18 protein-coding genes are annotated in these 22,553 nt (G+C 38.7%); 16 read left to right on the forward strand and 2 right to left on the reverse strand.

Features of this window, described 5'->3' with window-relative positions:
• Positions 1-44: 44 nt before the first annotated feature.
• Together serB and ACERDH_RS01135 are read left to right on the forward strand one after the other, a co-directional pair.
• Positions 45-689 (forward strand): phosphoserine phosphatase SerB, encoded by a 645-nt coding sequence (gene serB, locus ACERDH_RS01130; protein ID WP_265473154.1) that lies wholly within the window; start codon positions 45-47, stop codon positions 687-689.
• A gap of 8 nt (positions 690-697) precedes the next feature.
• Entirely contained in the window at positions 698-1,813 is a 1,116-nt protein-coding gene (locus ACERDH_RS01135) for a glycerate kinase (protein WP_386681568.1), read from the forward strand.
• Here the strand turns inward: ACERDH_RS01135 and ACERDH_RS01140 are convergent.
• Positions 1,810-2,256 (reverse strand): DUF1694 domain-containing protein, encoded by a 447-nt coding sequence (locus ACERDH_RS01140; RefSeq protein ID WP_265473191.1) that lies wholly within the window; start codon positions 2,254-2,256, stop codon positions 1,810-1,812. The genes ACERDH_RS01135 and ACERDH_RS01140 overlap by 4 nt on opposite strands.
• Positions 2,257-2,419: 163 nt before the next feature.
• Here ACERDH_RS01140 and eno point away from each other — a divergent pair, with 163 nt between their 5' ends.
• The 6 genes from eno (at position 2,420) to ACERDH_RS01170 (ending at position 9,140) form a co-directional block, all read left to right on the forward strand.
• Positions 2,420-3,724, forward strand: coding sequence for a surface-displayed alpha-enolase (gene eno, locus ACERDH_RS01145; RefSeq protein ID WP_000022824.1), 1,305 nt, complete (start codon positions 2,420-2,422; stop codon positions 3,722-3,724).
• Positions 3,725-3,992: 268 nt separating this feature from the next.
• The gene (murA, locus tag ACERDH_RS01150; protein ID WP_084927292.1) at positions 3,993-5,252 is read left to right on the forward strand and encodes a UDP-N-acetylglucosamine 1-carboxyvinyltransferase; all 1,260 of its coding nucleotides are present in this window, start codon (positions 3,993-3,995) and stop codon (positions 5,250-5,252) included.
• Positions 5,253-5,267: 15 nt separating this feature from the next.
• Positions 5,268-5,819 (forward strand): GNAT family N-acetyltransferase, encoded by a 552-nt coding sequence (locus ACERDH_RS01155; protein ID WP_261080707.1) that lies wholly within the window; start codon positions 5,268-5,270, stop codon positions 5,817-5,819.
• Positions 5,812-7,089 (forward strand): CBS-HotDog domain-containing transcription factor SpxR, encoded by a 1,278-nt coding sequence (gene spxR / locus ACERDH_RS01160; protein ID WP_261080612.1) that lies wholly within the window; start codon positions 5,812-5,814, stop codon positions 7,087-7,089. The genes ACERDH_RS01155 and spxR overlap by 8 nt, the downstream gene beginning before the upstream one ends.
• 15 nt (positions 7,090-7,104) lie before the next feature.
• Positions 7,105-7,965 carry a methionyl aminopeptidase gene (locus tag ACERDH_RS01165; protein WP_049488763.1) on the forward strand — a complete coding sequence of 287 codons (861 nt, stop codon included), beginning with the start codon at positions 7,105-7,107 and terminating at the stop codon, positions 7,963-7,965.
• Positions 7,966-8,222: 257 nt separating this feature from the next.
• Positions 8,223-9,140, forward strand: coding sequence for a bifunctional riboflavin kinase/FAD synthetase (locus ACERDH_RS01170; protein ID WP_084927290.1), 918 nt, complete (start codon positions 8,223-8,225; stop codon positions 9,138-9,140).
• Between the two features lie 86 nt (positions 9,141-9,226).
• Here ACERDH_RS01170 and ACERDH_RS01175 read toward each other — a convergent pair whose 3' ends face one another.
• The gene (locus ACERDH_RS01175) at positions 9,227-10,075 is read right to left on the reverse strand and encodes a YitT family protein (RefSeq protein WP_386681576.1); all 849 of its coding nucleotides are present in this window, start codon (positions 10,073-10,075) and stop codon (positions 9,227-9,229) included.
• A gap of 140 nt (positions 10,076-10,215) precedes the next feature.
• Between ACERDH_RS01175 and ACERDH_RS01180 the strand changes: the two genes are divergently transcribed.
• The 8 genes from ACERDH_RS01180 (at position 10,216) to ACERDH_RS01215 (ending at position 22,531) form a co-directional block, all read left to right on the forward strand.
• The gene (locus tag ACERDH_RS01180) at positions 10,216-11,055 is read left to right on the forward strand and encodes a DegV family protein (RefSeq protein WP_084927289.1); all 840 of its coding nucleotides are present in this window, start codon (positions 10,216-10,218) and stop codon (positions 11,053-11,055) included.
• Between the two features lie 107 nt (positions 11,056-11,162).
• Positions 11,163-11,438: an HU family DNA-binding protein gene (locus tag ACERDH_RS01185; protein ID WP_001284640.1), complete on the forward strand. Its 276-nt coding sequence runs from the start codon at positions 11,163-11,165 to the stop codon at positions 11,436-11,438.
• Between the two features lie 212 nt (positions 11,439-11,650).
• Positions 11,651-12,358, forward strand: coding sequence for a thiol-disulfide oxidoreductase-associated membrane protein CcdA2 (gene ccdA2, locus ACERDH_RS01190; protein WP_261080663.1), 708 nt, complete (start codon positions 11,651-11,653; stop codon positions 12,356-12,358).
• A gap of 10 nt (positions 12,359-12,368) precedes the next feature.
• On the forward strand, positions 12,369-12,935 hold the full coding sequence (gene sdbB, locus ACERDH_RS01195) for a thiol-disulfide oxidoreductase-associated lipoprotein SdbB (protein WP_261080664.1): 567 nt from the start codon (positions 12,369-12,371) through the stop codon (positions 12,933-12,935).
• A gap of 120 nt (positions 12,936-13,055) precedes the next feature.
• A complete protein-coding gene (locus ACERDH_RS01200; protein ID WP_261080665.1) occupies positions 13,056-14,447 on the forward strand; it encodes an APC family permease in 1,392 nt (463 codons plus the stop codon).
• A 295-nt stretch (positions 14,448-14,742) separates the two neighbouring features.
• Positions 14,743-15,660: a zinc-binding lipoprotein AdcAII gene (gene adcAII / locus ACERDH_RS01205; RefSeq protein ID WP_386681582.1), complete on the forward strand. Its 918-nt coding sequence runs from the start codon at positions 14,743-14,745 to the stop codon at positions 15,658-15,660.
• A 7-nt stretch (positions 15,661-15,667) separates the two neighbouring features.
• On the forward strand, positions 15,668-18,790 hold the full coding sequence (locus ACERDH_RS01210; RefSeq protein ID WP_386681585.1) for a pneumococcal-type histidine triad protein: 3,123 nt from the start codon (positions 15,668-15,670) through the stop codon (positions 18,788-18,790).
• Positions 18,791-19,000: 210 nt separating this feature from the next.
• Entirely contained in the window at positions 19,001-22,531 is a 3,531-nt protein-coding gene (locus tag ACERDH_RS01215) for a pneumococcal-type histidine triad protein (protein WP_386681588.1), read from the forward strand.
• Positions 22,532-22,553 lie beyond the last annotated feature (22 nt).

Raw genomic sequence — 22,553 nt, forward strand, 5'->3', positions numbered from 1 at the left:
TGATGACTTCATACGATTTTTGGGCTGTTTAGAGAGGAGAACTGATGTCTCAAGTAAAAGGTTTGTGTGTTATGGATGTTGATGGAACCTTAATCCTAGAAGAAGTGATTGATCTTTTGGGAAGAGAGGTAGGTCGTGAGGAGGAAATATCTCAGATTACAAGTTGGGCAATGCGAGGAGAGATAGACTTTGAAAGCAGTTTAAGAAAAAGAGTTTCCTTGTTGGAAGGCCTTTCTATTTCGATCTTTGATAAAGTCTTCAACTCTATTCATCTATCTCCAAATGCCCAGGAATTCATTTCCATTCTCCAAAAGAATGACATTCAAGTTGGTCTGGTGTCCGGTGGATTTACACCAATAGTTGATAGATTAGCAAAATCTCTCGGTATTGCCTATTTCTCTGCCAATCAACTTGAAATCAAAGACAATCATCTAACAGGAAAATTAGTTGGACAAATTATAAGTCCTGAGCTCAAAAAAGAGACTCTGGAAAAATGGAGAGAGGAACTCAAACTTCCTCAAGAAAGAACAGTTGCAATCGGTGATGGGGCCAATGATTTATTGATGTTGAAGTCGGCGGGACTTGGAATTGCCTTTTGTGCCAAAGAAGTGCTCAAAAAAGAAATACCGAATCATGTTGACAAGAGGGATTTTTTAGAAGTTCTTCCTTTGATTGACTGTTTAGAATGAGGGAAAATATGAAGATTGTAATTGCACCAGATTCGTTTAAGGAAAGCTTGTCCGCTCAACAGGTGGCTGAAGCAATAAAAAGAGGCTTCCAACAATCAATAGCAGATGTAGAATGTCTTCTCTGCCCTGTTGGTGATGGTGGCGAAGGTACAGTAGATTCCATTCGACATTCTCTTGACCTTGAAGAAAAATGGATCCAAGTGACAGGACCTTTTGGACAAAAAGAAGCAATGCGCTATTTTCAAAAAAGTCAACTGGCACTATTTGAAGTTGCCGACTTGGTTGGCCTTGGAAAAATTCCGCTAGAGAAACGAAATCCACTTCAAATACAAACTCGTGGTATTGGAGAGTTGATTCGTCATCTCATTGCTCAAGGGATTACAGAAATCTATATCGGCGTTGGTGGTACGGCCAGTAATGACGGAGGAATTGGGCTCGCCGCTGGTTTAGGTTATCGATTTTATGATAGGGATGGAAATGTCTTGCCGGCTTGCGGTCAATCCTTACTAAACTTAGCTTCTGTTTCAACAGAAAATCGCTATGAAATTCCTGAAGATGTGCAAATTCGTATTTTAGCAGATGTCGTGAGTCCCTTATGTGGTCATCAAGGTGCGACTTACACTTTTGGCAAACAAAAAGGTTTACATCCTACTATGTTTGCAGTCGTAGATCAGGCAATCCAAGATTTTTATGAAAAAGTCTCACCTGTAACATTGCAAATTAAAGGAGCAGGAGCTGGTGGAGGCATTGCTGGTGGTTTGTGTACCTTTGCTCAGGCAAATATCGTGTCGGGAATTGATACCTGCTTGAACCTAATCAACTTTGATAAGAAAGTTTTAGATGCTGACTTGGTAGTTGTAGGAGAAGGAAGGCTAGATCGTCAAAGTTTAGCAGGTAAAGCGCCTATAGGTGTTGCAAAAAGAACCCCTGTCGGAGTTCCTGTCATTGCTATTTGTGGTAGTATTGCTGAGGATTTACCTTCCCTACCATTTGAGAATATCCAAGCGGCCTTTTCTATTTTGGAGAAAAGTGAAGCTTTAGAAGATAGTTTGAAAAATGCCAGTCTCTATCTGGAGCACACAACTGCCAATATTGGACGTTTATTAAGTATGAATAAGATTTAGCCAAACCATTTCTTCCATAAGGATGTTTTGGCAGGTTCTTCCTTTTTAACTTCCCAAAGTTTTGCAAAAGCAAGTCGAAGGTTCTTTTCTTCTACTTGAACTGGTGCATTGGTGTGGATAATCAGGCCAAAAGGAGAAGAAGTATGCTCTTCGGATACAATGGTAGCTTGACTATCAGTTTCTTTGGCTTCTTTTAAGTAGAAAACTTGTTTGTCAAATTCGATATTTGGTGAAATCTTCACAAATAGTGGCTCCGCTTTTTCCTGAAGGTTTTCTAAAATAGATAAAAAGCCTTTTTCTAGCTGAGGGCTATTTGCCGTATCAATATCTGCATATCCAAGAACTCTTTCCTCAAAAGTGCCAAGATAGCGTCTTTGCTCATCCGGATTTATTTTTGGCCCACCATGAGCTTTTTCAAGTAATTGTTTTGATAAATCTGTCATGAAAACAGTATATCATAAAAGTTAGAATAAAACAGACAAAAGAAAGCGATTACTTTATAAAGTTAAGGAAAATTTGCACAAAGATAACGTTTTTTCTTGAAAAAGGAGGGTATTTAAGGTATTATAGAGGTGTAAAAAATTTAACTCATAAGGAGAGTAAAAAATGTCAATTATTACTGATGTTTACGCTCGCGAAGTCCTAGACTCACGCGGTAACCCAACACTTGAAGTAGAAGTTTACACTGAATCAGGTGCTTTCGGACGTGGTATGGTTCCATCAGGAGCTTCTACTGGTGAACACGAAGCAGTTGAACTTCGCGACGGTGACAAATCTCGTTACGGTGGTCTTGGTACACAAAAAGCTGTTGACAACGTAAACAACATCATTGCTGAAGCAATCATCGGCTACGATGTACGTGACCAACAAGCTATCGACCGTGCTATGATCGCACTTGACGGTACTCCTAACAAAGGTAAATTGGGTGCCAACGCAATCCTTGGTGTGTCTATCGCTGTAGCTCGCGCTGCTGCTGACTACCTTGAAATCCCACTTTACAGCTACCTTGGTGGATTCAACACTAAAGTTCTTCCAACTCCAATGATGAACATCATCAACGGTGGTTCTCACTCAGATGCTCCAATTGCTTTCCAAGAGTTCATGATCGTACCTGCTGGTGCACCTACATTCAAAGAAGCTCTTCGTTGGGGTGCTGAAATCTTCCACGCTCTTAAGAAAATCCTTAAATCTCGTGGTCTTGAAACAGCCGTAGGTGACGAAGGTGGATTCGCTCCTCGTTTCGAAGGAACTGAAGACGGTGTTGAAACTATCCTTGCTGCTATCGAAGCTGCTGGATATGTTCCAGGTAAAGACGTATTTATCGGATTTGACTGTGCTTCATCAGAATTCTACGATAAAGAACGTAAAGTTTACGACTACACTAAATTTGAAGGTGAAGGAGCTGCTGTACGTACTGCTGCAGAACAAATCGACTACCTTGAAGAATTGGTAAACAAATACCCAATCATCACTATCGAAGATGGTATGGATGAAAATGACTGGGACGGATGGAAAGCTCTTACTGAACGTCTTGGTGGTAAAGTTCAATTGGTTGGTGACGACTTCTTCGTAACAAACACTTCATACCTTGAAAAAGGTATCGCAGAAGGCGCAGCTAACTCAATCCTTATCAAAGTTAACCAAATCGGTACTCTTACTGAAACATTCGACGCTATCGAAATGGCTAAAGAAGCTGGTTACACTGCCGTTGTATCACACCGTTCAGGTGAAACTGAAGATTCAACAATCGCTGACATCGCAGTTGCAACAAACGCAGGACAAATCAAGACTGGTTCACTTTCACGTACAGACCGTATTGCTAAATACAACCAATTGCTTCGTATTGAAGACCAACTTGGTGAAGTAGCTGAATACCGTGGATTGAAATCATTCTACAACCTTAAAAAATAAAATAGTTCAGTGAACTATTTTATCCCGAACCTTGAAATTCAAAAGTTCGGCCGTTGATTTAACAACGTTTCTAGCCCCTCGGATTTGATCCGAAGGGCTTTTTTTCTGTTCAGGGGGCAAAAAAGGGGCATAACTTTTTAAAAAAGGTAAGTTAATACAAATACGATTCAGCTAATATAATTGAAAATGATAGAAAAAAAGGTGAAATTATGGTATACTTTAACGTAGGACCTTTTTAGAAATTTTGAAAGAGTATTAAAAATTTAAAATGAGAAAAATTGTTATCAATGGTGGCTTGCCCCTGCAAGGTGAGATTACCATTAGTGGCGCAAAAAATAGTGTTGTAGCTTTAATTCCGGCTATTATTTTGGCAGATGATGTTGTGACTTTAGATTGTGTACCTGATATTTCTGATGTTGCTAGTCTTGTCGAAATCATGGAGTTAATGGGTGCTACCGTTAAGCGTTATGACGATGTATTGGAGATTGATCCAAGAGGTGTTCAAAATATTCCAATGCCTTATGGGAAAATCAACAGTCTTCGTGCATCTTATTATTTTTATGGAAGTCTTTTAGGTCGCTTTGGTGAAGCTACTGTTGGTTTACCTGGTGGATGTGATTTGGGACCTCGCCCTATTGACTTACACCTTAAGGCTTTTGAAGCTATGGGAGCAACTGTCAGCTACGAGGGAGATAACATGAAGTTATCTGCCAAAGATACAGGACTTCACGGCGCAAGTATCTACATGGACACGGTTAGTGTCGGTGCGACTATTAATACGATGATTGCTGCGGTTAAAGCAAGTGGTCGTACTATTATTGAAAATGCAGCCCGTGAGCCTGAGATTATTGATGTAGCTACTCTCTTGAATAATATGGGTGCCCATATCCGTGGTGCAGGAACCAATATCATCATTATTGATGGTGTTGAAAGATTACACGGAACGCGTCATCAGGTGATTCCAGATCGTATTGAAGCTGGAACGTATATTTCCTTAGCTGCTGCAGTTGGTAAGGGAATTCGTATTAATAATGTACTATACGAACACTTAGAAGGTTTCATTGCGAAGTTGGAAGAAATGGGAGTTCGAATGACTGTATCTGAAGACAGCATTTTTGTCGAGGAACAGTCTAATTTGAAAGCAATCAATATTAAGACAGCTCCTTATCCTGGTTTTGCTACTGACTTGCAACAACCAATTACTCCTCTCTTGTTAACAGCGGAAGGGCGTGGTACCATTATTGATACCATTTATGAGAAACGTGTAAACCATGTTTTTGAACTAGCAAAGATGGACGCGGATATTACGACTACAAATGACCATATTTTATATAACGGTGGACGTAGTTTACGTGGGGCAAATGTAAAAGCTACTGACCTTAGAGCTGGGGCCGCACTTGTCATTGCTGGTTTGATGGCTGAAGGTAAAACTGAAATTACAAATATTGAGTTCATCTTACGTGGTTATTCAGATATTATTGAAAAATTACGTAATCTAGGAGCGGATATTACACTTGTTGAAGAATAAACCGTAGAGGTGATTATGAATATTTGGACCAAATTAGCAATGTTTTCTTTTTTTGAAACGGATCGCTTGTATTTGCGTCCTTTCTTTTTTAGTGATAGTCAAGACTTTCATGAGATAGCTTCAAATCCCGAAAATCTCCAATTTATTTTTCCGACTCAGGCAAGTCTGGAAGAAAGCCAATATGCACTGGCTAATTACTTTATGAAGGCTCCTTTAGGAGTATGGGCTATTTGTGACAAGAAAACTGAAAAAATGATTGGTTCTATTAAATTTGAGAAGTTAGATGAAATCAAAAAAGAAGCAGAGCTTGGCTATTTTTTGAGAAAAGATGCATGGTCTCAAGGTTTCATGACAGAAGTTGTAAAAAAACTATGTCAGCTTTCTTTTGAAGAATTTGGTTTAAAACAATTAGCCATCATTACTCACCTTGAAAATGAAGCTAGCCAAAGGGTTGCTCTTAAGGCTGGATTTCGATTGATTCGTCAGTTTAAAGGAAGTGATCGCTACACAAGAAAAATGCGGGATTATCTTGAATTTCGGTATGTAAAAGGAGAATTCAATGAGTAAGCACCAAGAAATTCTAAGTTATTTGGAAGAATTACCCGTTGGTAAAAGGGTCAGTGTTCGTAGCATTTCCAATCATCTGGGAGTCAGTGATGGAACGGCTTATCGGGCCATTAAAGAAGCTGAAAACCGTGGAATTGTGGAAACCCGTCCTAGAAGTGGTACTATCCGTGTTAAATCACAAAAAGTTGCCATTGAAAGATTAACTTTTGCTGAAATTGCAGAAGTGACTTCTTCTGAGGTTCTAGCTGGTCAAGAAGGTTTAGAGAGAGAGTTTAGTAAGTTCTCAATCGGTGCCATGACTGAGCAAAATATCTTATCTTACCTTCATGATGGGGGGCTCTTGATTGTCGGAGACCGGACTCGTATTCAATTATTAGCGCTGGAAAATGAAAATGCAGTTCTGGTTACAGGTGGATTTCAGGTTCATGATGATGTCATTAAACTGGCCAATCAAAAAGGAATTCCTGTTCTAAGAAGCAAGCATGATACTTTCACCGTTGCGACCATGATCAATAAAGCCTTGTCAAATGTTCAAATCAAAACAGATATTTTGACAGTTGAGAAACTGTACCGTCCGAGTCATGAATATGGTTTTCTGAGAGAGACCGACACTGTTAAAGATTATTTGGACTTGGTACGTAAGAATCGTAGCAGTCGTTTCCCTGTTATTAATCAACATCAGGTTGTTGTGGGCGTTGTAACCATGAGAGACGCTGGTGATAAGTCACCAAGTACCACAATTGATAAGGTCATGTCCCGCAGTCTATTTTTAGTTGGATTATCGACAAATATTGCCAATGTGAGTCAACGGATGATTGCTGAAGACTTTGAAATGGTACCAGTTATTCGAAGTAATCAAACCTTACTTGGCGTTATAACTAGACGAGATGTCATGGAGAAGATGAGTCGTTCCCAAGTTTCTGCTCTACCTACTTTTTCTGAGCAGATTGGACAAAAACTTTCTTATCATCATGATGAAGTAGTCATTACAGTGGAACCCTTTATGCTTGAGAAGAACGGTGTTTTGGCTAATGGTGTATTGGCAGAAATTTTGACCCACATGACCCAAGATTTAGTTGTTAATAGTGGTCGAAATCTCATTATTGAGCAGATGCTGATTTACTTTTTACAGGCTGTTCAGATAGATGATATACTGCGTATTCAAGCACGTATTATCCATCATACGAGACGGTCAGCTATTATCGATTATGATATTTATCATGGTCACCAGATTGTTTCAAAAGCAAATGTGACCGTTAAAATTAATTAGAAACTAGGAGAAAAAATGATAACATTAAAATCAGCTCGTGAAATCGAAGCTATGGACAAGGCTGGGGATTTTCTAGCAAGCATTCATATCGGCTTACGTGATTTGATTAAGCCTGGCGTAGATATGTGGGAAGTTGAAGAGTATGTCCGCCGTCGTTGTAAGGAAGAAAATTTCCTTCCGCTTCAGATTGGTGTTGACGGTGCTATGATGGACTATCCTTATGCTACCTGCTGCTCTCTTAACGATGAAGTAGCTCACGCTTTTCCTCGTCACTATATCTTGAAAGATGGTGATTTACTCAAGGTTGATATGGTTTTGGGAGGTCCTATTGCTAAATCTGACCTGAATGTCTCAAAACTAAACTTCAACAATGTGGAGCAAATGAAAAAATACACTCAGAGCTACTCTGGTGGTTTAGCAGACTCGTGTTGGGCTTATGCTGTTGGTACACCGTCCGAAGAAGTGAAAAACTTGATGAATGTGACCAAAGAAGCCATGTACAAGGGAATCGAGCAAGCTGTTGTTGGAAATCGTATCGGTGATATCGGTGCAGCGATTCAAGAATACGCTGAAAGTCGTGGTTACGGTGTAGTACGTGATTTGGTTGGTCATGGTGTTGGTCCAACCATGCACGAAGAACCAATGGTTCCTAACTATGGTATTGCTGGTCGTGGTCTTCGTCTCCGTGAAGGAATGGTTTTGACCATTGAACCAATGATCAATACAGGTGACTGGGAAATTGATACTGATATGAAGACCGGTTGGGCGCATAAAACCATTGACGGTGGTTTATCTTGTCAATATGAACACCAATTCGTGATTACTAAAGATGGACCTGTTATCTTGACTAGCCAAGGTGAAGAAGGAACTTATTAATAAAAAGTAAAAAGGCTGCTGGATGTTCATTTTGAAAAATGGAGTAGATTGTTTCATATTTAAATAAACGCATTGTATCAAGTTTTAGGTAGCTGATATGATGCGTTTTTCTGATTTTAAGATTTTTAATTCAATCTCTTGTTCTTTATTAAGATTTCAAAAACAAAATTCTTCTAAACTGCTACACTTCAGGTTAAAAAAAGGACATTTCAGATTTTCTGGTTCAGAAATAGCTATCACTATGATATAATTATTTTATGATTATTACTATTCCTATAAAAAACCAAAAAGATATTGGCACACCATCTGATTCAGTCGTAGTTCTTGGCTATTTTGATGGTATACATAAGGGACATCAAGAATTATTTCGTGTTGCCAACAAGGCTGCGAGAAAGGATTTATTGCCTATCGTAGTTATGACATTTAATGAATCTCCAAAGATTGCTTTAGAGCCTTATCATCCTGATTTGTTTTTACATATTTTAAATCCTGCTGAACGTGAAAGAAAATTAAAACGCGAAGGTGTAGAAGAATTATATCTCCTTGATTTTAGTAGCCAATTCGCTAGTCTCACGGCAGAAGAATTTTTTGCAACCTATATCAAGGCTATGAATGCCAAAATTATTGTTGCAGGTTTTGATTATACATTTGGTTCTGACAAAAAAACGGCAGAAGATTTAAAGGATTACTTTGATGGAGAAGTTATCATCGTCCCACCTGTAGAAGATGAGAAAGGAAAGATTAGTTCAACACGTATTCGTCAAGCTATTTTAGACGGAAATGTGAAAGAAGCAGGAGAACTTTTGGGGGTACCGCTTCCATCAAGAGGAATGGTTGTCCATGGTAATGCTCGTGGTCGTACGATTGGTTATCCAACAGCTAATTTGGTGCTTTTAGACCGTACTTATATGCCGGCAGATGGCGTTTATGTGGTTGATGTTGAGATTCAAAGACAGAAGTATCGTGCTATGGCTAGTGTTGGAAAAAATGTGACCTTTGATGGAGAAGAAGCACGTTTTGAAGTCAACATTTTTGATTTTAATCAAGATATTTATGGTGAAACCGTTATGGTTTATTGGCTTGATCGTATTCGAGATATGACCAAATTTGACTCAGTCGACCAATTAGTGGACCAGTTAAAGGCAGATGAAGAAGTAGCTCGGAATTGGTCTTAAGAAATTGAGTAAACAAAAAAGAGGTTGTCTGTACCCCAAAAGATAGAAGATTTAGTCTAACTTTTGAGGTCACTACAAGACCTCTTTTATTCTTTTTCAAAGGTAAATCCTTCTCCAAGTATTTCGTGGGCTTCTGTGATCGTGATAAAGGCTTGAGGATCGATTCGATGAATCATTTCCTTCATTTTCACAATTTCATTTCTTCCAACAATACAGTAGATGATTTTTAAATCTTCTTTACTATAGTAACCTTGACCTGAGATAAAAGTAACACCTCTTCCAAGGTCATCATTAATCGCCTTAGCAAGTTGATCAGGACGTTTTGTGATAATCATAAATCCTTTGCCGGCATAGCCGCCTTCGCCAATCAAATCGATAACACGAGAAACGATAAAATCAAATAAGAGCGTGTAGGAAACCAATCTCAAATCCTTGAAGATGAGGAGAATGAGCATGAGAATACAAAAATCTAAGATAAAGAGCAGTTTCCCCATAGATATATGAGTGTATTTATTGAGAATACGAGCTACAATATCAGTTCCACCAGTTGTCCCACCAGCATTAAAGATAATTCCGAGCCCAATTCCCAATAGAATTCCCGCTATGAGGGCTGTAATCAGTAAATCACCTTGAAGATCAATATGAAGGGGAATCCGCTCAAAAAAAGCCAACCAGGCAGACAAGGATAAGGTTCCGAGCAAACTAGAATAGAGGGATTTGGCTCCAAAGATTTTCCAAGCCAGGATGAAAAGGGGAATATTAATCAGCAAGTTCATGAGAGAAACAGGGATTTTAAAAAGATAAAAGGTGATGAGGGTAATACCTGTCGCCCCTCCTTCAAAGAGATGATGGGGAACTACAAAATAAGTCAGCCCAAAAGCATAAATAGCAGCACCTAGTAAAATGGTTAAAACGGGATAAATTTTTTTAATCATAGGAACCTCTTTTCTTATAAGTAGATTATATCAAATTTTTAAGGAAAATTTGAATGACTCCATTAGGATTTTTAATCTTTTTTTGATATAATTAAGAGTAAGAAAACCAATCTGAATCCTAAAATAGAAAGATTGCAACTATGACAAAAATTAAGATTGTAACCGATTCATCTGTTACTATTGAACCAGAACTAGTAAAACAATTAGATATCACTGTTGTTCCACTATCTGTAATGATTGATAATGTTGTTTATTCTGATGCTGATTTAAAAGAAGAAGGTAAATTTCTTCAGTTGATGCAAGAAGCTAAAAATCTTCCTAAGACAAGCCAGCCACCTGTAGGTGTCTTTGCTGAAGTGTTTGAAGAACTATCTAAGGATGGTAGCCAGATTCTTGCTATTCATATGTCTCATGCCCTTTCAGGTACTGTAGAAGCAGCACGCCAAGGTGCTAGTTTATCTACTGCCGACGTGACGGTGATTGATAGTTCCTTCACTGATCAAGCCTTGAAATTCCAGGTAGTTGAGGCTGCGAAGTTAGCTCAAGAAGGCAAAGATATGGAGGAAATTCTAACTCGTGTAGAAGCAGTTAAAAACAACACAGAACTCTATATTGGCGTTTCAACTTTGGAAAATTTGGTAAAAGGTGGTCGTATTGGTCGTGTAACTGGATTGTTGAGTTCACTTCTCAATATACGTGTTGTTATGCAAATGAAAGACCATGAATTGCAGCCAATTGTTAAAGGTCGTGGAGCTAAAACCTTTAAAAAATGGTTAGATGAGTTAATAGCAACTCTCTCTGAACGTTCTGTAGCAGAGATTGGAATTTCATATTCTGGTAGTGCTGATTGGGCAAAAGAGATGAAAGAAAGTTTACAAGCTTATGTCGAAAAGCCAATTTCTGTTTTGGAAACGGGTTCCATTATTCAAACTCACACGGGTGAGAACGCTTGGGCTATTTTGGTACGTTACCACTCCTAAAAAAATAAATAAAATGGGAAGAAATAGTGTTTTTAACTTGACCTAAAAGGGATTTTAGGATATGATTATATTTGTTAATTAGAAATTAAATTGGAGGAATCGTTAACATGGCAAACAAACAAGATTTGATCGCTAAAGTAGCAGAAGCTACAGAATTGACTAAGAAAGACTCAGCAGCAGCAGTTGAAGCTGTATTCGCAGCAGTAACAGAGTACCTTGCAGCTGGTGAAAAAGTTCAATTAATCGGTTTTGGTAACTTTGAAGTTCGTGAGCGTGCTGCACGTAAAGGTCGCAACCCACAAACTGGTAAAGAAATCAAAATTGCAGCTTCTAAAGTTCCAGCATTCAAAGCTGGTAAAGCTCTTAAAGACGCTGTTAAATAATTTGAATTTTAAAAGCCTATTTCATCAGCTTTCTAGCTTGGTCAGTAGGCTTTTTTTGTGTTTAGGGGGCAAATAGGGGGCAGAATATGAATGAACTAGTACTGAAAAAATCTTTCAAATACAAGCTAATTCAATTTGCGTAGCAGAAATCATACAAATAAAATTGATTATAGTAAAATAGGATTAGAATTATTAAGAAAGTTGGTTCTTTATTGGAAACGATAGTATTTTCAACCTCCGTTTTTTTAGCAGGGATCTTGTCCTTCTTTTCCCCTTGCATTTTTCCTCTGTTACCTGTCTATACTGGAATTTTATTGGATGATCAGGAAAGTGCAAAAAGTTTTTCTTTGTTTGGGAGAAAGGTTGCCTGGTCAGGTCTAATTCGAACTCTTTGCTTTATCGCAGGCATTTCACTCATTTTCTTTATTCTAGGATTCGGTGCGGGTTACTTTGGTAATATTCTCTATGCCAATTGGTTTCGATATACCATGGGAACAATTATTATCATTTTAGGCCTTCACCAGATGGAAATTTTTCATTTTAAGAAATTAGAGGTTCAAAAAAGCTTTACTTTTAAGAAATCAGAAGCCAATCGTTATTGGTCAGCCTTTTTACTCGGTATTACCTTTAGCTTTGGTTGGACGCCTTGTATTGGTCCAGTTTTAAGTTCTGTTTTAGCGCTTGCGGCTTCTGGAGGCAATGGTGCTTGGCAAGGAGCGATCTATACCTTAATTTACACTCTGGGGATGGCCATTCCTTTCTTGGTCTTGGCTCTAGCTTCAGGAATAGTGATGCCTTATTTTGGCAAAATCAAGCGCCATATGATGCTACTGAAGAAAATTGGTGGTTTGCTCATTATTTTAATGGGAATTTTGTTACTATTAGGACAAGTAAATGTTCTAGCTGGAATTTTTGAATAAAGGAGAAAAGATGAAAAAACTAATGTTTGCTGGCTTAAGCCTCTTGTCACTAGTTGTATTGATGGCTTGTGGTGAGGAAGAGACTAAAAAGACTCAAGCACCAGAACAATCCCCAAAACAACAGCAACAAACGCCTGTACAACAAATTGCTGTTGGAAAAGAGGCTCCAGACTTTACCTTGCAATCCATGGATGGCAAAGAAGTCAAGTTATCTGATTATAAGGGGAAAAAAGTCTATTTGAAGTTTTGGGCTTCATGGTGTGGTCCATGTAAGAAAAGTATGCCCGAGTTGATGGAATTGGCTGCAAAATCAGATCGCGATTTTGAAATTCTTAGTGTCATTGCACCAGGAATTCAAGGTGAAAAAACTGTCGAGCAATTCCCACAATGGTTCCAAGAACAAGGATATAAAGATATCCCAGTACTTTATGATACCAAAGCAACAACGTTCCAAGCTTATCAAATTCGAAGCATTCCTACAGAATACCTAATTGATAGTCAAGGAAAGATTGGAAAGATTCAATTTGGTGTTATCAGCAACTCGGATGCAGAAGCAGCCTTTAAAGAAATGAACTAGAATAGATAAAAATCTGATTACAAAAGTAGTCAGATTTTTTTAGAAAATTATTTTATAAATATTCACAAATCTCCTATATTTATGGTAAAATAGAATCATCATTTTATTTTGGAGTCAAAGATGAATATATTTAGAACAAAGAATGTCAGTTTAGATAAAACAGAGATGCACAGGCATTTGAAGTTATGGGATTTGATTTTGCTGGGTATCGGAGCCATGGTAGGGACAGGTGTCTTTACAATCACAGGTACTGCGGCAGCAACTCTAGCGGGTCCTGCTCTAGTGATTTCAATCGTTATTTCTGCCTTGTGTGTGGGATTATCAGCACTATTTTTTGCAGAATTTGCTTCGCGAGTACCTGCTACAGGTGGTGCCTATAGTTATCTCTATGCCATCTTAGGAGAATTCCCAGCCTGGTTGGCAGGTTGGTTAACCATGATGGAGTTCATGACAGCCATATCAGGTGTGGCTTCGGGTTGGGCAGCTTATTTTAAAGGCTTGCTCTCTCAATACGGGATAGCCCTTCCTCAGGCTTTAAATGGTACCTTTAATCCTCAGGCAGAGACATTTGTTGATTTATTGCCTATTCTTGTCTTGGTCTTGGTGACCTCGCTTGTTTTACTAAATGCTAAGGCAGCCTTACGCTTTAATTCGATCCTAGTTATTTTGAAATTTTCCGCTTTAGCCCTCTTTATTTTGGTAGGAATTTGGCATATCAAACTTGATAATTGGAGCAATTTTGCTCCTTATGGTTTTGGACAAATCTATGGCGCTAGTACTGGTATTATGGCTGGTGCGTCCTTGATGTTCTTTGGATTTTTAGGATTTGAATCTATCTCTATGGCTGTAGATGAAGTCAAGACTCCTCAAAAAAATATTCCTAGAGGGATTGTCTTATCACTTTCTATCGTAACCATTCTTTATGCCTTGGTGACTCTTGTTTTGACTGGTGTGGTTCACTATAGTCATCTAAATGTTGACGATGCCGTTGCCTTTGCTCTTCGCAGCGTTGGGATTAGTTGGGCAGCTAATTATGTGTCATTAGTGGCTATCTTGACCTTGATTACAGTTTGTATTTCGATGACCTATGCCCTATCTCGTATGATTTACAGTTTAGCGCGTGACGGCTTAATGCCTAGTGCGTTTAAAGAATTAACAAAAACAAGCAAGGTACCAAAAAATGCTACTATCTTGACAGGTTTAGCTTCAGCAGTAGCAGCAGGAATCTTCCCTCTTGCTAGTATTGCAGCCTTCTTAAATATTTGTACCCTAGCCTACTTGATCATGCTGGCATACGGCCTGATTCGCTTACGGAAAGAAAAAGGGATGCCCAAATCTGGGGAATTTAAAACACCATTGGTACCCCTGTTACCCATTTTATCAATCATCATTTGTTTATCCTTTATGTTACAGTATAATATGGAAACTTGGATTGCTTTCCTAGTTGCCTTGTTAGTAGGAAGTATTATTTACTTCACTTATGGTTATAAGCATTCTACCATAGGAGAATAATACTCTTCGAAAATCTCTTCAAACCACGTCAGCTTCGCCTTGCCGTATATATGTGACTGACTTCGTCAGTCTTATCTACAACCTCAAAGTCGTGCTTTGAGCAGCCTGTGGCTAGCTTCCTAATTTGCTCTTTGATTTTCATTGAGTATATAAAGTGAGAATCTGTTGAGTTGTTTAAACTCAGCAGATTTTTGTATGTGAAAGAAATTTCAAATTTTTTCTTAAAATATCTTGACAGATTAAATTTTTAGGAGTAGAATGTTTACCAGTTAATTAAATAGTTAAGGGGTTGTTTATGAAGAAACAAAGTTTATTTTTAGTATTGTTAAGTGTTTTCCTTTTGTGCTTAGCTGCTTGTGGTCAAAAGGAAAGCCAGTCAGGTAAAGGGATGAAAATTGTGACCAGTTTTTATCCTATCTATGCTATGGTCAAGGAAGTATCTGGTGACTTGAATGATGTTCGGATGATTCAGTCAAGTAGCGGAATTCACTCCTTTGAACCTTCAGCAAATGACATTGCTGCCATCTATGATGCAGATGTCTTTGTTTACCATTCTCATACTCTCGAATCTTGGGCAGGAAGTTTAGATCCCAATCTTAAAAAATCTAAAGTTAAGGTTTTAGAGGCTTCAGAGGGAATGACCTTAGACCGTGTTCCTGGGCTAGAAGATGTGGAAGCAGGGGATGGAGTTGATGAAAAAACACTTTATGATCCTCACACTTGGCTAGATCCTGAAAAAGCTGGAGAAGAAGCCCAAATTATTGCTGATAAACTTTCAGAGGTGGATAGTGAGCATAAAGAAACTTATCAAAAAAATGCGCAAGCCTTTATCAAAAAAGCTCAAGAATTGACTAAGAAATTCCAGCCTAAATTTGAAAAAGCGAGTCAGAAAACTTTTGTAACACAGCATACAGCCTTTTCTTATCTAGCTAAGCGATTTGGACTCAATCAACTTGGTATTGCAGGTATCTCTCCTGAACAAGAACCAAGTCCTAGACAACTAACAGAAATTCAGGAATTTGTTAAAACCTATAAGGTTAAAACGATTTTTACAGAAAGTAACGCTTCTTCAAAAGTAGCTGAAACTCTTGTCAAATCAACAGGTGTGGATCTTAAAACTCTGAATCCTTTAGAGGCAGACCCACAAAATGACAAGACCTACCTAGAAAACCTTGAAGAAAATATGAGTGTATTAGCTGAAGAATTAAAGTGAGGCAAATATGAAAATCAATAAAAAATATCTAGCAGGTTCAGTGGCAGTCCTTGCCCTAAGTGTTTGTTCCTACGAGCTTGGTCGCTATCAAGCTGGTCACGTTAAGAAAGATTCTAATCGAGTTGCTTATATTGATGGTGATCAAGCTGGTCAAAAGGCAGAGAACTTGACACCAGATGAAGTTAGTAAGAGAGAGGGAATCAATGCCGAACAAATTGTTATCAAGATTACTGATCAAGGTTATGTGACCTCTCATGGAGACCATTATCATTACTATAATGGCAAGGTTCCTTATGATGCTATCATCAGTGAAGAATTGCTGATGAAAGATCCGAATTATCAGTTGAAGGATTCAGATATTGTCAATGAAATCAAGGGTGGTTATGTCATTAAGGTAGACGGGAAATACTATGTTTACCTCAAGGATGCGGCTCATGCGGACAATATTCGGACAAAAGAAGAGATTAAACGTCAGAAACAGGAACACAGTAGTAATCATGGAGGCGGTTCTAACGATCAGGCGGTAGTTGCTGCCAGAGCTCAAGGCCGTTATACAACGGATGATGGTTATATCTTTAATGCGTCTGATATTATAGAAGATACAGGCGATGCCTATATCGTTCCTCATGGCAATCATTTCCACTATATTCCTAAGAGTGACTTGTCTGCCAGTGAATTAGCTGCTGCCCAAGCCTTCTTATCTGGAAAAGGCGGTCAATTAAGTACGGTTGAATATCGTTCAAGCAGGGGAAAAACAAGATCTAATGTGAGAACGAGTCAAGCTGAAACTCCTCAAAATCCTGCAACAGCTCCTGAGAGTCAAAATGAGGATTTAGCTAGTCTTCTTCAAGAATTGTACGCTTTGCCGCTGAGTCAACGTCATGTGGAGTCTGATGGCTTGGTATTTGACCCGGCACAGATTACAAAACGTACTGCAAATGGTGTGGCGGTTCCTCATGGAGATCATTTCCATTTCATTCCTTATTCGCAAATGTCTGCTTTGGAAGAAAAATTGGCTCGAAATCTTCCAATTGGAGGTCAGTCAGTTCAAAGTCATTCTGACAATACGAAACCAAGCAGCCCTGAGAAACAAAGTTCAACATCAACTCCAACGATTAAACCAAACTTTAATCTCAATACGCAGGCACCGAGTCGAGGAACTGGAGGAGCCTATACAACGGACGATGGGTATGTCTTTAGTCCAACAGATGTGATTGAAGACACAGGTGACGCTTTTGTTGTACCGCATGGAAATCATTTCCACTATATACCTAAGAGTGATTTGTCTGCAGGGGAATTGGCTGCCGCCCAAGCTTATTGGAATGGTAAACAGGGTTCTCATGCTTCTACAAGTTCAAGTAAACCAAATAGCAATGATGTAAAACCAGCCCAACCAAGTTTATCAGAGACTCCTAATCTGACTGTCACTCCAACTTATCATCAAGACCAAGGGGAAGATATTCCAACACTTTTACGTGAATTGTATGCCAAACCTTTATCAGAACGCCATGTGGAATCGGATGGCTTAGTCTTTGATCCGGCACAAATCATCAAACGTACAGCTAACGGTGTAGCTGTGCCACACGGAGACCATTATCACTTTATTCCTTATTCACAAATGTCACCGCTGGAAGAAAAATTGGCTCGTATGGTAGCTATCAAGGGACAAAATGGCAGTGTCTTGCCAAGTGTCACTCCTTTGAAGCCAGCCCCTACTACCAAACCTCTTACACCAGCGGAAAATAAACAGACTGAATTTGCTATCAATCAGGTTGTTAGAAAAGTTGGAGACGGATATATTTTTGAGGATAAGGGCGTTAGTCGTTATGTTCTAGCTAAAGATTTAGACAAGGATAAGATTGATGCTATTGAAAATCTCTTGTCTAAGAAAACTCAAGAGACACACGCTCTAGTTGCGAAGAAAGAAAATGTAGCACCTCGTGACCAAGAATTTTATGATAAAGCTTATCATTTGTTAACAGAGGCTCATAAAGTCTTGTCTGAAAATAAGGGTCGTACTTCTGATTTCCAAGCTTTGGATAAATTAGCAGAACGCTTGAATGATGAATCGACTAATAAAGGAAAATTGGTAGATGATTTATTAACATTCCTAGCACCAATTACTCATCCAGAGCGACTTGGAAAACCAAATGCTCAAATTGCTTATACGGACGATGAAATTAAATTAGCGAAATTATCAGGTAAGTATACAACAGAAGATGGCTATATCTTTGACACTCGTGATATTACAAGTGATGAGGGAGATGCCTATATAACTCCACATATGACCCATAGTCATTGGATTAAGAAAGATAGTTTGTCTGAAGCTGAAAGAGCAGCGGCTCAGGCTTATGCTAAAGAGAAAGGTTTGACGCCTCCTTCGACAGATAATCAGGGATCAGGAAATACTGAGGTTAAAGGAGTAGAAGCAATCTATAATAAAGTGAAGGCGGCTAAGAAGGTTCCACTTGATCACATGCCTTACAATCTCCAACATACTGTTGAAGTCAAAAACGGAAGCTTGATTATTCCCCATTATGATCATTACCATAACATTAAATTTGGCTGGTTTGACGAAGGACTCTATGAGGCACCTAAGGGTTATAGCCTTGAGGATCTCTTTGCAACTGTAAAATATTATGTAGAACATCCAGACGAACGTCCTCACTCAGATAATGGTTGGGGAAATGCCAGCGACCATGTTCGTAAAAATAAGCCAGAAGACAGTAAACTTGATGAAGATAAGAAACATGATGAAGTAAGTGAACCAACTCGCCCTGAATCTGATGAAAAAGAGAATCACGCAGGTTTAAATCCTTCAGCAGATAATCTTTATAAACCAAGCACTGATACGGAAGAGACAGAGGAAGAAGCTGAAGATACTACAGATGAGGCTAAAGTTCCTCAAGTAGAGACTGAAAAAGTAGAAGCCAAACTCAAAGAAGTAGAAGCTCTACTTGCTAAAGTAACGGATGCTAGTTTGAAAGACAATGTGACAGAGAGCCTATCTGGTTTACGAAATAATCTGAGTCTTCAAACCATGGATAATAATGGCATCATGGCAGAAGCAGAGAAACTACTTGCTTTGTTAAAAGGTAGTGAGTCAGTTACGACGAAACCAGAAGCATAAGTTTATCCTATTAAATCAATATGATGTAAGAGTCAGTAGCAATACTGGCTTTTATTTTTTTAAAATGACATAAAAATCTTGACAGATAAACTTAAAAAAGGTAAACTATTTACTGGTTAATTAATTGGTTAAATAACCAGTTTAGAAAAACTGTTTAACCGAGAAAAAGAAGTTAAGAAAAGCTTCATCATTTATTGAAATGAGGGATTTATGAAATTCAGTAAAAAGTATATTGCAGCCGGATCAGCTGTTATCGTATCCTTGAGTCTTTGCGCCTATGCACTGAACCAGCATCGCTCGCAGGAAAATAAGGACAATAATCGTGTCTCTTATGTGGATGGCAGTCAGTCAAGTCAGAAAACTGAAAACTTGACACCAGATCAGGTTAGCCAGAAAGAAGGAATTCAGGCTGAGCAAATTGTCATCAAAATTACAGATCAGGGCTATGTGACGTCACACGGTGATCACTATCATTATTATAACGGGAAAGTTCCTTATGATGCCCTCTTTAGTGAAGAACTTTTGATGAAGGATCCAAACTATCAACTTAAGGATGGAGATATTGTCAATGAAGTCAAGGGTGGTTATATCATCAAGGTAGATGGAAAATATTATGTCTACCTGAAAGATGCAGCTCATGCTGATAATATTCGAACTAAAGATGAAATCAACCGTCAAAAACAAGAACATGTCAAAGATAATGAGAAGGTCAGCTCTGATGTTGCTGTAGCAAGGTCTCAGGGACGCTATACGACAGATGATGGTTATGTCTTTAATCCAGCTGATATTATCGAAGATACTGGTGATGCTTATATTGTTCCTCACGGTGGTCACTATCATTATATTCCAAAAAGTGATTTATCTGCTAGCGAATTAGCAGCAGCAAAAGCTCATCTAGCGGGCAAAAATACGCAACCGAGTCAGTTAAGTTATTCTTCAGCAGCTAGTGATAATAATACTCAATCTTCAGTACAAGGATCAACTAGCAAGCCAGAAAGCAAAGTTGAAAATCTCCAAAGTCTATTGAAAGAACTCTATGATTCACCTAGCGACCAACGTTACAGTGAATCAGATGGCCTGGTCTTTGACCCTGCTAAGATTGTCAGTCGTACACCGAATGGAGTTGCAATTCCGCACGGCGATCATTATCACTTTATTCCTTATAGCAAGCTCTCTGCTTTGGAAGAAAAGATTGCCAGAATGGTGCCTATCGGTGGAACTGGTTCTACGGTTTCTACAAATGAAAAATCTAATGAAGTAATGTCTAGTCTAGGAAGTCTTCCAAGTAATCCATCTACATTGAATCATACTTCATTGACTTCTAATAAGGGAATTTCTGCAACATCTGATGGTTATATCTTTAATCCAAAAGATATTGTCGAAGAAACAGCTACAGCTTATATCGTAAGACATGGTGACCATTTCCATTACATTCCTAAGGCAAATCAAATTGGTCAACCGACTCTTCCAAACAATGGTCTAACAACACCTTCGCCATCACTTCCAATCAATCCAGGTGTTTCACATGAGGAACATGAAGAAGGTGGACACGGCTTTGATGCCAATCGTATTATTGCGGAAGATGAATCAGGATTTATCATGAGTCATGGTGACCATAATCATTACTTCTTCAAGAAGGATTTGACAGCAGACCAAATTAAGGCAGCGCAAGACCACTTGAAAGAGGCAAATACATCAACACCAAATCCAGCTCACGATGACGATCATGATGACGATCATGATGAAGACCATGATCACGGTTTTGATGCTAATCGTGTCATCAGTGAGGATGAACAAGGCTTTGTCATGTCACACGGTGACCACAATCATTATTTCTTCAAGAAGGACTTGACAGCGGAGCAAATTAAGGCCGCACAGGATCATCTGAAAACACATCATGATGCAGAATCTGTAAAACCTCTTGCTAAAACGGTAGAGTCTTTTTCAAGAGATGCTAGCGATGAAGAAAAGATTGCTTATATCTCTAAAACTTATGGTGTTCCACTTGAAGCGATTAGAATTTCAAACGGCTTCTTTGTCTTTGGAAATCCAGACCAAGCCTACGATCCAACTCATATCCATCCATATGCTGTTCGTAAGGAACATGTTCGTTTGCCACTCCAAACTGGAAATCCAGAACTTGATTTCTTAAATGAACTCTATACTACTGCCTTACGTGATGGTGTATCTCCATATAGCTTGCAGGTAGAAAATGGTAGTTTTGTGATTCCTCATGGCGACCACAATCATTACATCAAGGTTCAAACGAAGGGTTATGAAGTGGCTTTGAAAAACAAGATTCCAGCTCTACAATCCAATTATCAACCTGGAGCTTTTGATGAGAAGGCAGTCTTGGAAAAAGTGGATCAACTTCTAGCTGATAGCAGAAGTATCTACAAAGACAAGCCTATCGAACAAAGACAGATTGAGTTAGCTTTAGGCCAGTTTACTGAAAACATGAAGAAACTGGCAACTAACTCTACAGCAGGTTATCTTGCAACCCTTGATCTCTTTGATAAGCAATATATCCATATTGATGAAAGTGTCAAACCTGTTGAAACCAGTGCTCTAGATAAGAAATATCAGGTCTTGATTGATAAAATCAATACACTGGATACAGACTCTTATGGACTTCCGAAGAAAGACCTTCTCGTTCGACTCCAAGAAGCTAAATTGGCTAAAGATGAAGCTGCTTTAGCAGCTGTTGAATCACAACTTCAAGCTCTTCAAGACTTTAATGATCGAACAGGTGTTACAACAGTTGAATACATCAAGTATTTCTACGAACACGTAAATGACGGTCGTTTGAGTGATGAACTTCGTAATAAAGTAGCTCAGTTGACTTGGACCTTGTATCAATCTCAATCCTTCCTTAAGGCAGCAGAATTGAACAAATTATTCCCAAGCATCTATCAGGCAAAACAAGAAGTGGAAGAAGCTTTGAAAGCTCAACCAACTACTGCTAAATCGATTCAGACTGTTCTAGATACTGAAAAAGTAGATAACCAAACTGCCAAGACAGCTATTTATGGCTTCTTGAAAGAATTGTACGGAGACTTTATGCCTGAAGAACATGTCAATCATGTTAGCAAGGAAGAAGTAGAAAGTCTTTTGAGCAAGGCAAATCAACTCTTGGAACAAATCCAAGAAGAAGGAATCAGACAATCCTTGGCAGAAGAAGTAGAAAATCTAAAAGCTGCCACAAACAAGGCTGATGCAGACTTGGATGAAGTAAACAGTCAGGTGAAAGATGTCTTGACTCGTATCGCTAGCGCCCTTCAACAAGAAAAGGAAAATGCTGAGCAAGATCCTCAGACACTTGTACTTTATCAAAAACTCTACGATACTCTTATGTCGCTTCATGCTTATTTAGAAAACAATAAGGGTTCTGATGCAGACTTTGATAAAGTAGATGCATTGCTAGATCAACTTTCTGCTAAGAGTAAGGATAAAGCCGCTTTACTTGAATTGACAAAAGCTATCCTAGTTTTGAATCAAGAAATCAAGTCAAAATCAAGCGCAAGTGAAGAAGCAACTCCAGCAACAAATGCCGAAGCAAATGGTGATAAGACCAGTGCTGAGAACCAACCAAACGTTGCTGCAGAATCTAACAGTGAAACAATAAGCGACGAAAACAAACCAAGCAACGCAACAGATTCTAAACCTGCTGAATCAGCTTCAGAAAAGGAAACAACAGAATCTACAACAAGTACTGGAAATCAAGAAAAACCAGCAGAATAAAAAGAAAGGCGAAGTAGCTGAG

The organism is Streptococcus bovismuti (assembly GCF_042436615.2).
Taxonomy (GTDB): domain Bacteria; phylum Bacillota; class Bacilli; order Lactobacillales; family Streptococcaceae; genus Streptococcus.

Bases quoted from the DNA above. Each gene is read 5' to 3' on its own strand.
- murA (WP_084927292.1), top strand. From the start codon at position 3,993: ATGAGAAAAATTGTTATCAATGGTGGCTTGCCCCTGCAAGGTGAGATT.
- serB (WP_265473154.1), top strand. From the start codon at position 45: ATGTCTCAAGTAAAAGGTTTGTGTGTTATGGATGTTGATGGAACCTTA.
- ACERDH_RS01135 (WP_386681568.1), top strand. From the start codon at position 698: ATGAAGATTGTAATTGCACCAGATTCGTTTAAGGAAAGCTTGTCCGCT.
- sdbB (WP_261080664.1), top strand. From the start codon at position 12,369: ATGAAAAAACTAATGTTTGCTGGCTTAAGCCTCTTGTCACTAGTTGTA.
- ACERDH_RS01140 (WP_265473191.1), bottom strand. From the start codon at position 2,256: ATGACAGATTTATCAAAACAATTACTTGAAAAAGCTCATGGTGGGCCA.
- ACERDH_RS01155 (WP_261080707.1), top strand. From the start codon at position 5,268: ATGAATATTTGGACCAAATTAGCAATGTTTTCTTTTTTTGAAACGGAT.
- eno (WP_000022824.1), top strand. From the start codon at position 2,420: ATGTCAATTATTACTGATGTTTACGCTCGCGAAGTCCTAGACTCACGC.
- ACERDH_RS01180 (WP_084927289.1), top strand. From the start codon at position 10,216: ATGACAAAAATTAAGATTGTAACCGATTCATCTGTTACTATTGAACCA.
- adcAII (WP_386681582.1), top strand. From the start codon at position 14,743: ATGAAGAAACAAAGTTTATTTTTAGTATTGTTAAGTGTTTTCCTTTTG.
- spxR (WP_261080612.1), top strand. From the start codon at position 5,812: ATGAGTAAGCACCAAGAAATTCTAAGTTATTTGGAAGAATTACCCGTT.
- ACERDH_RS01185 (WP_001284640.1), top strand. From the start codon at position 11,163: ATGGCAAACAAACAAGATTTGATCGCTAAAGTAGCAGAAGCTACAGAA.
- ACERDH_RS01215 (WP_386681588.1), top strand. From the start codon at position 19,001: ATGAAATTCAGTAAAAAGTATATTGCAGCCGGATCAGCTGTTATCGTA.
- ACERDH_RS01175 (WP_386681576.1), bottom strand. From the start codon at position 10,075: ATGATTAAAAAAATTTATCCCGTTTTAACCATTTTACTAGGTGCTGCT.
- ACERDH_RS01170 (WP_084927290.1), top strand. From the start codon at position 8,223: ATGATTATTACTATTCCTATAAAAAACCAAAAAGATATTGGCACACCA.
- ACERDH_RS01165 (WP_049488763.1), top strand. From the start codon at position 7,105: ATGATAACATTAAAATCAGCTCGTGAAATCGAAGCTATGGACAAGGCT.
- ACERDH_RS01210 (WP_386681585.1), top strand. From the start codon at position 15,668: ATGAAAATCAATAAAAAATATCTAGCAGGTTCAGTGGCAGTCCTTGCC.
- ACERDH_RS01200 (WP_261080665.1), top strand. From the start codon at position 13,056: ATGAATATATTTAGAACAAAGAATGTCAGTTTAGATAAAACAGAGATG.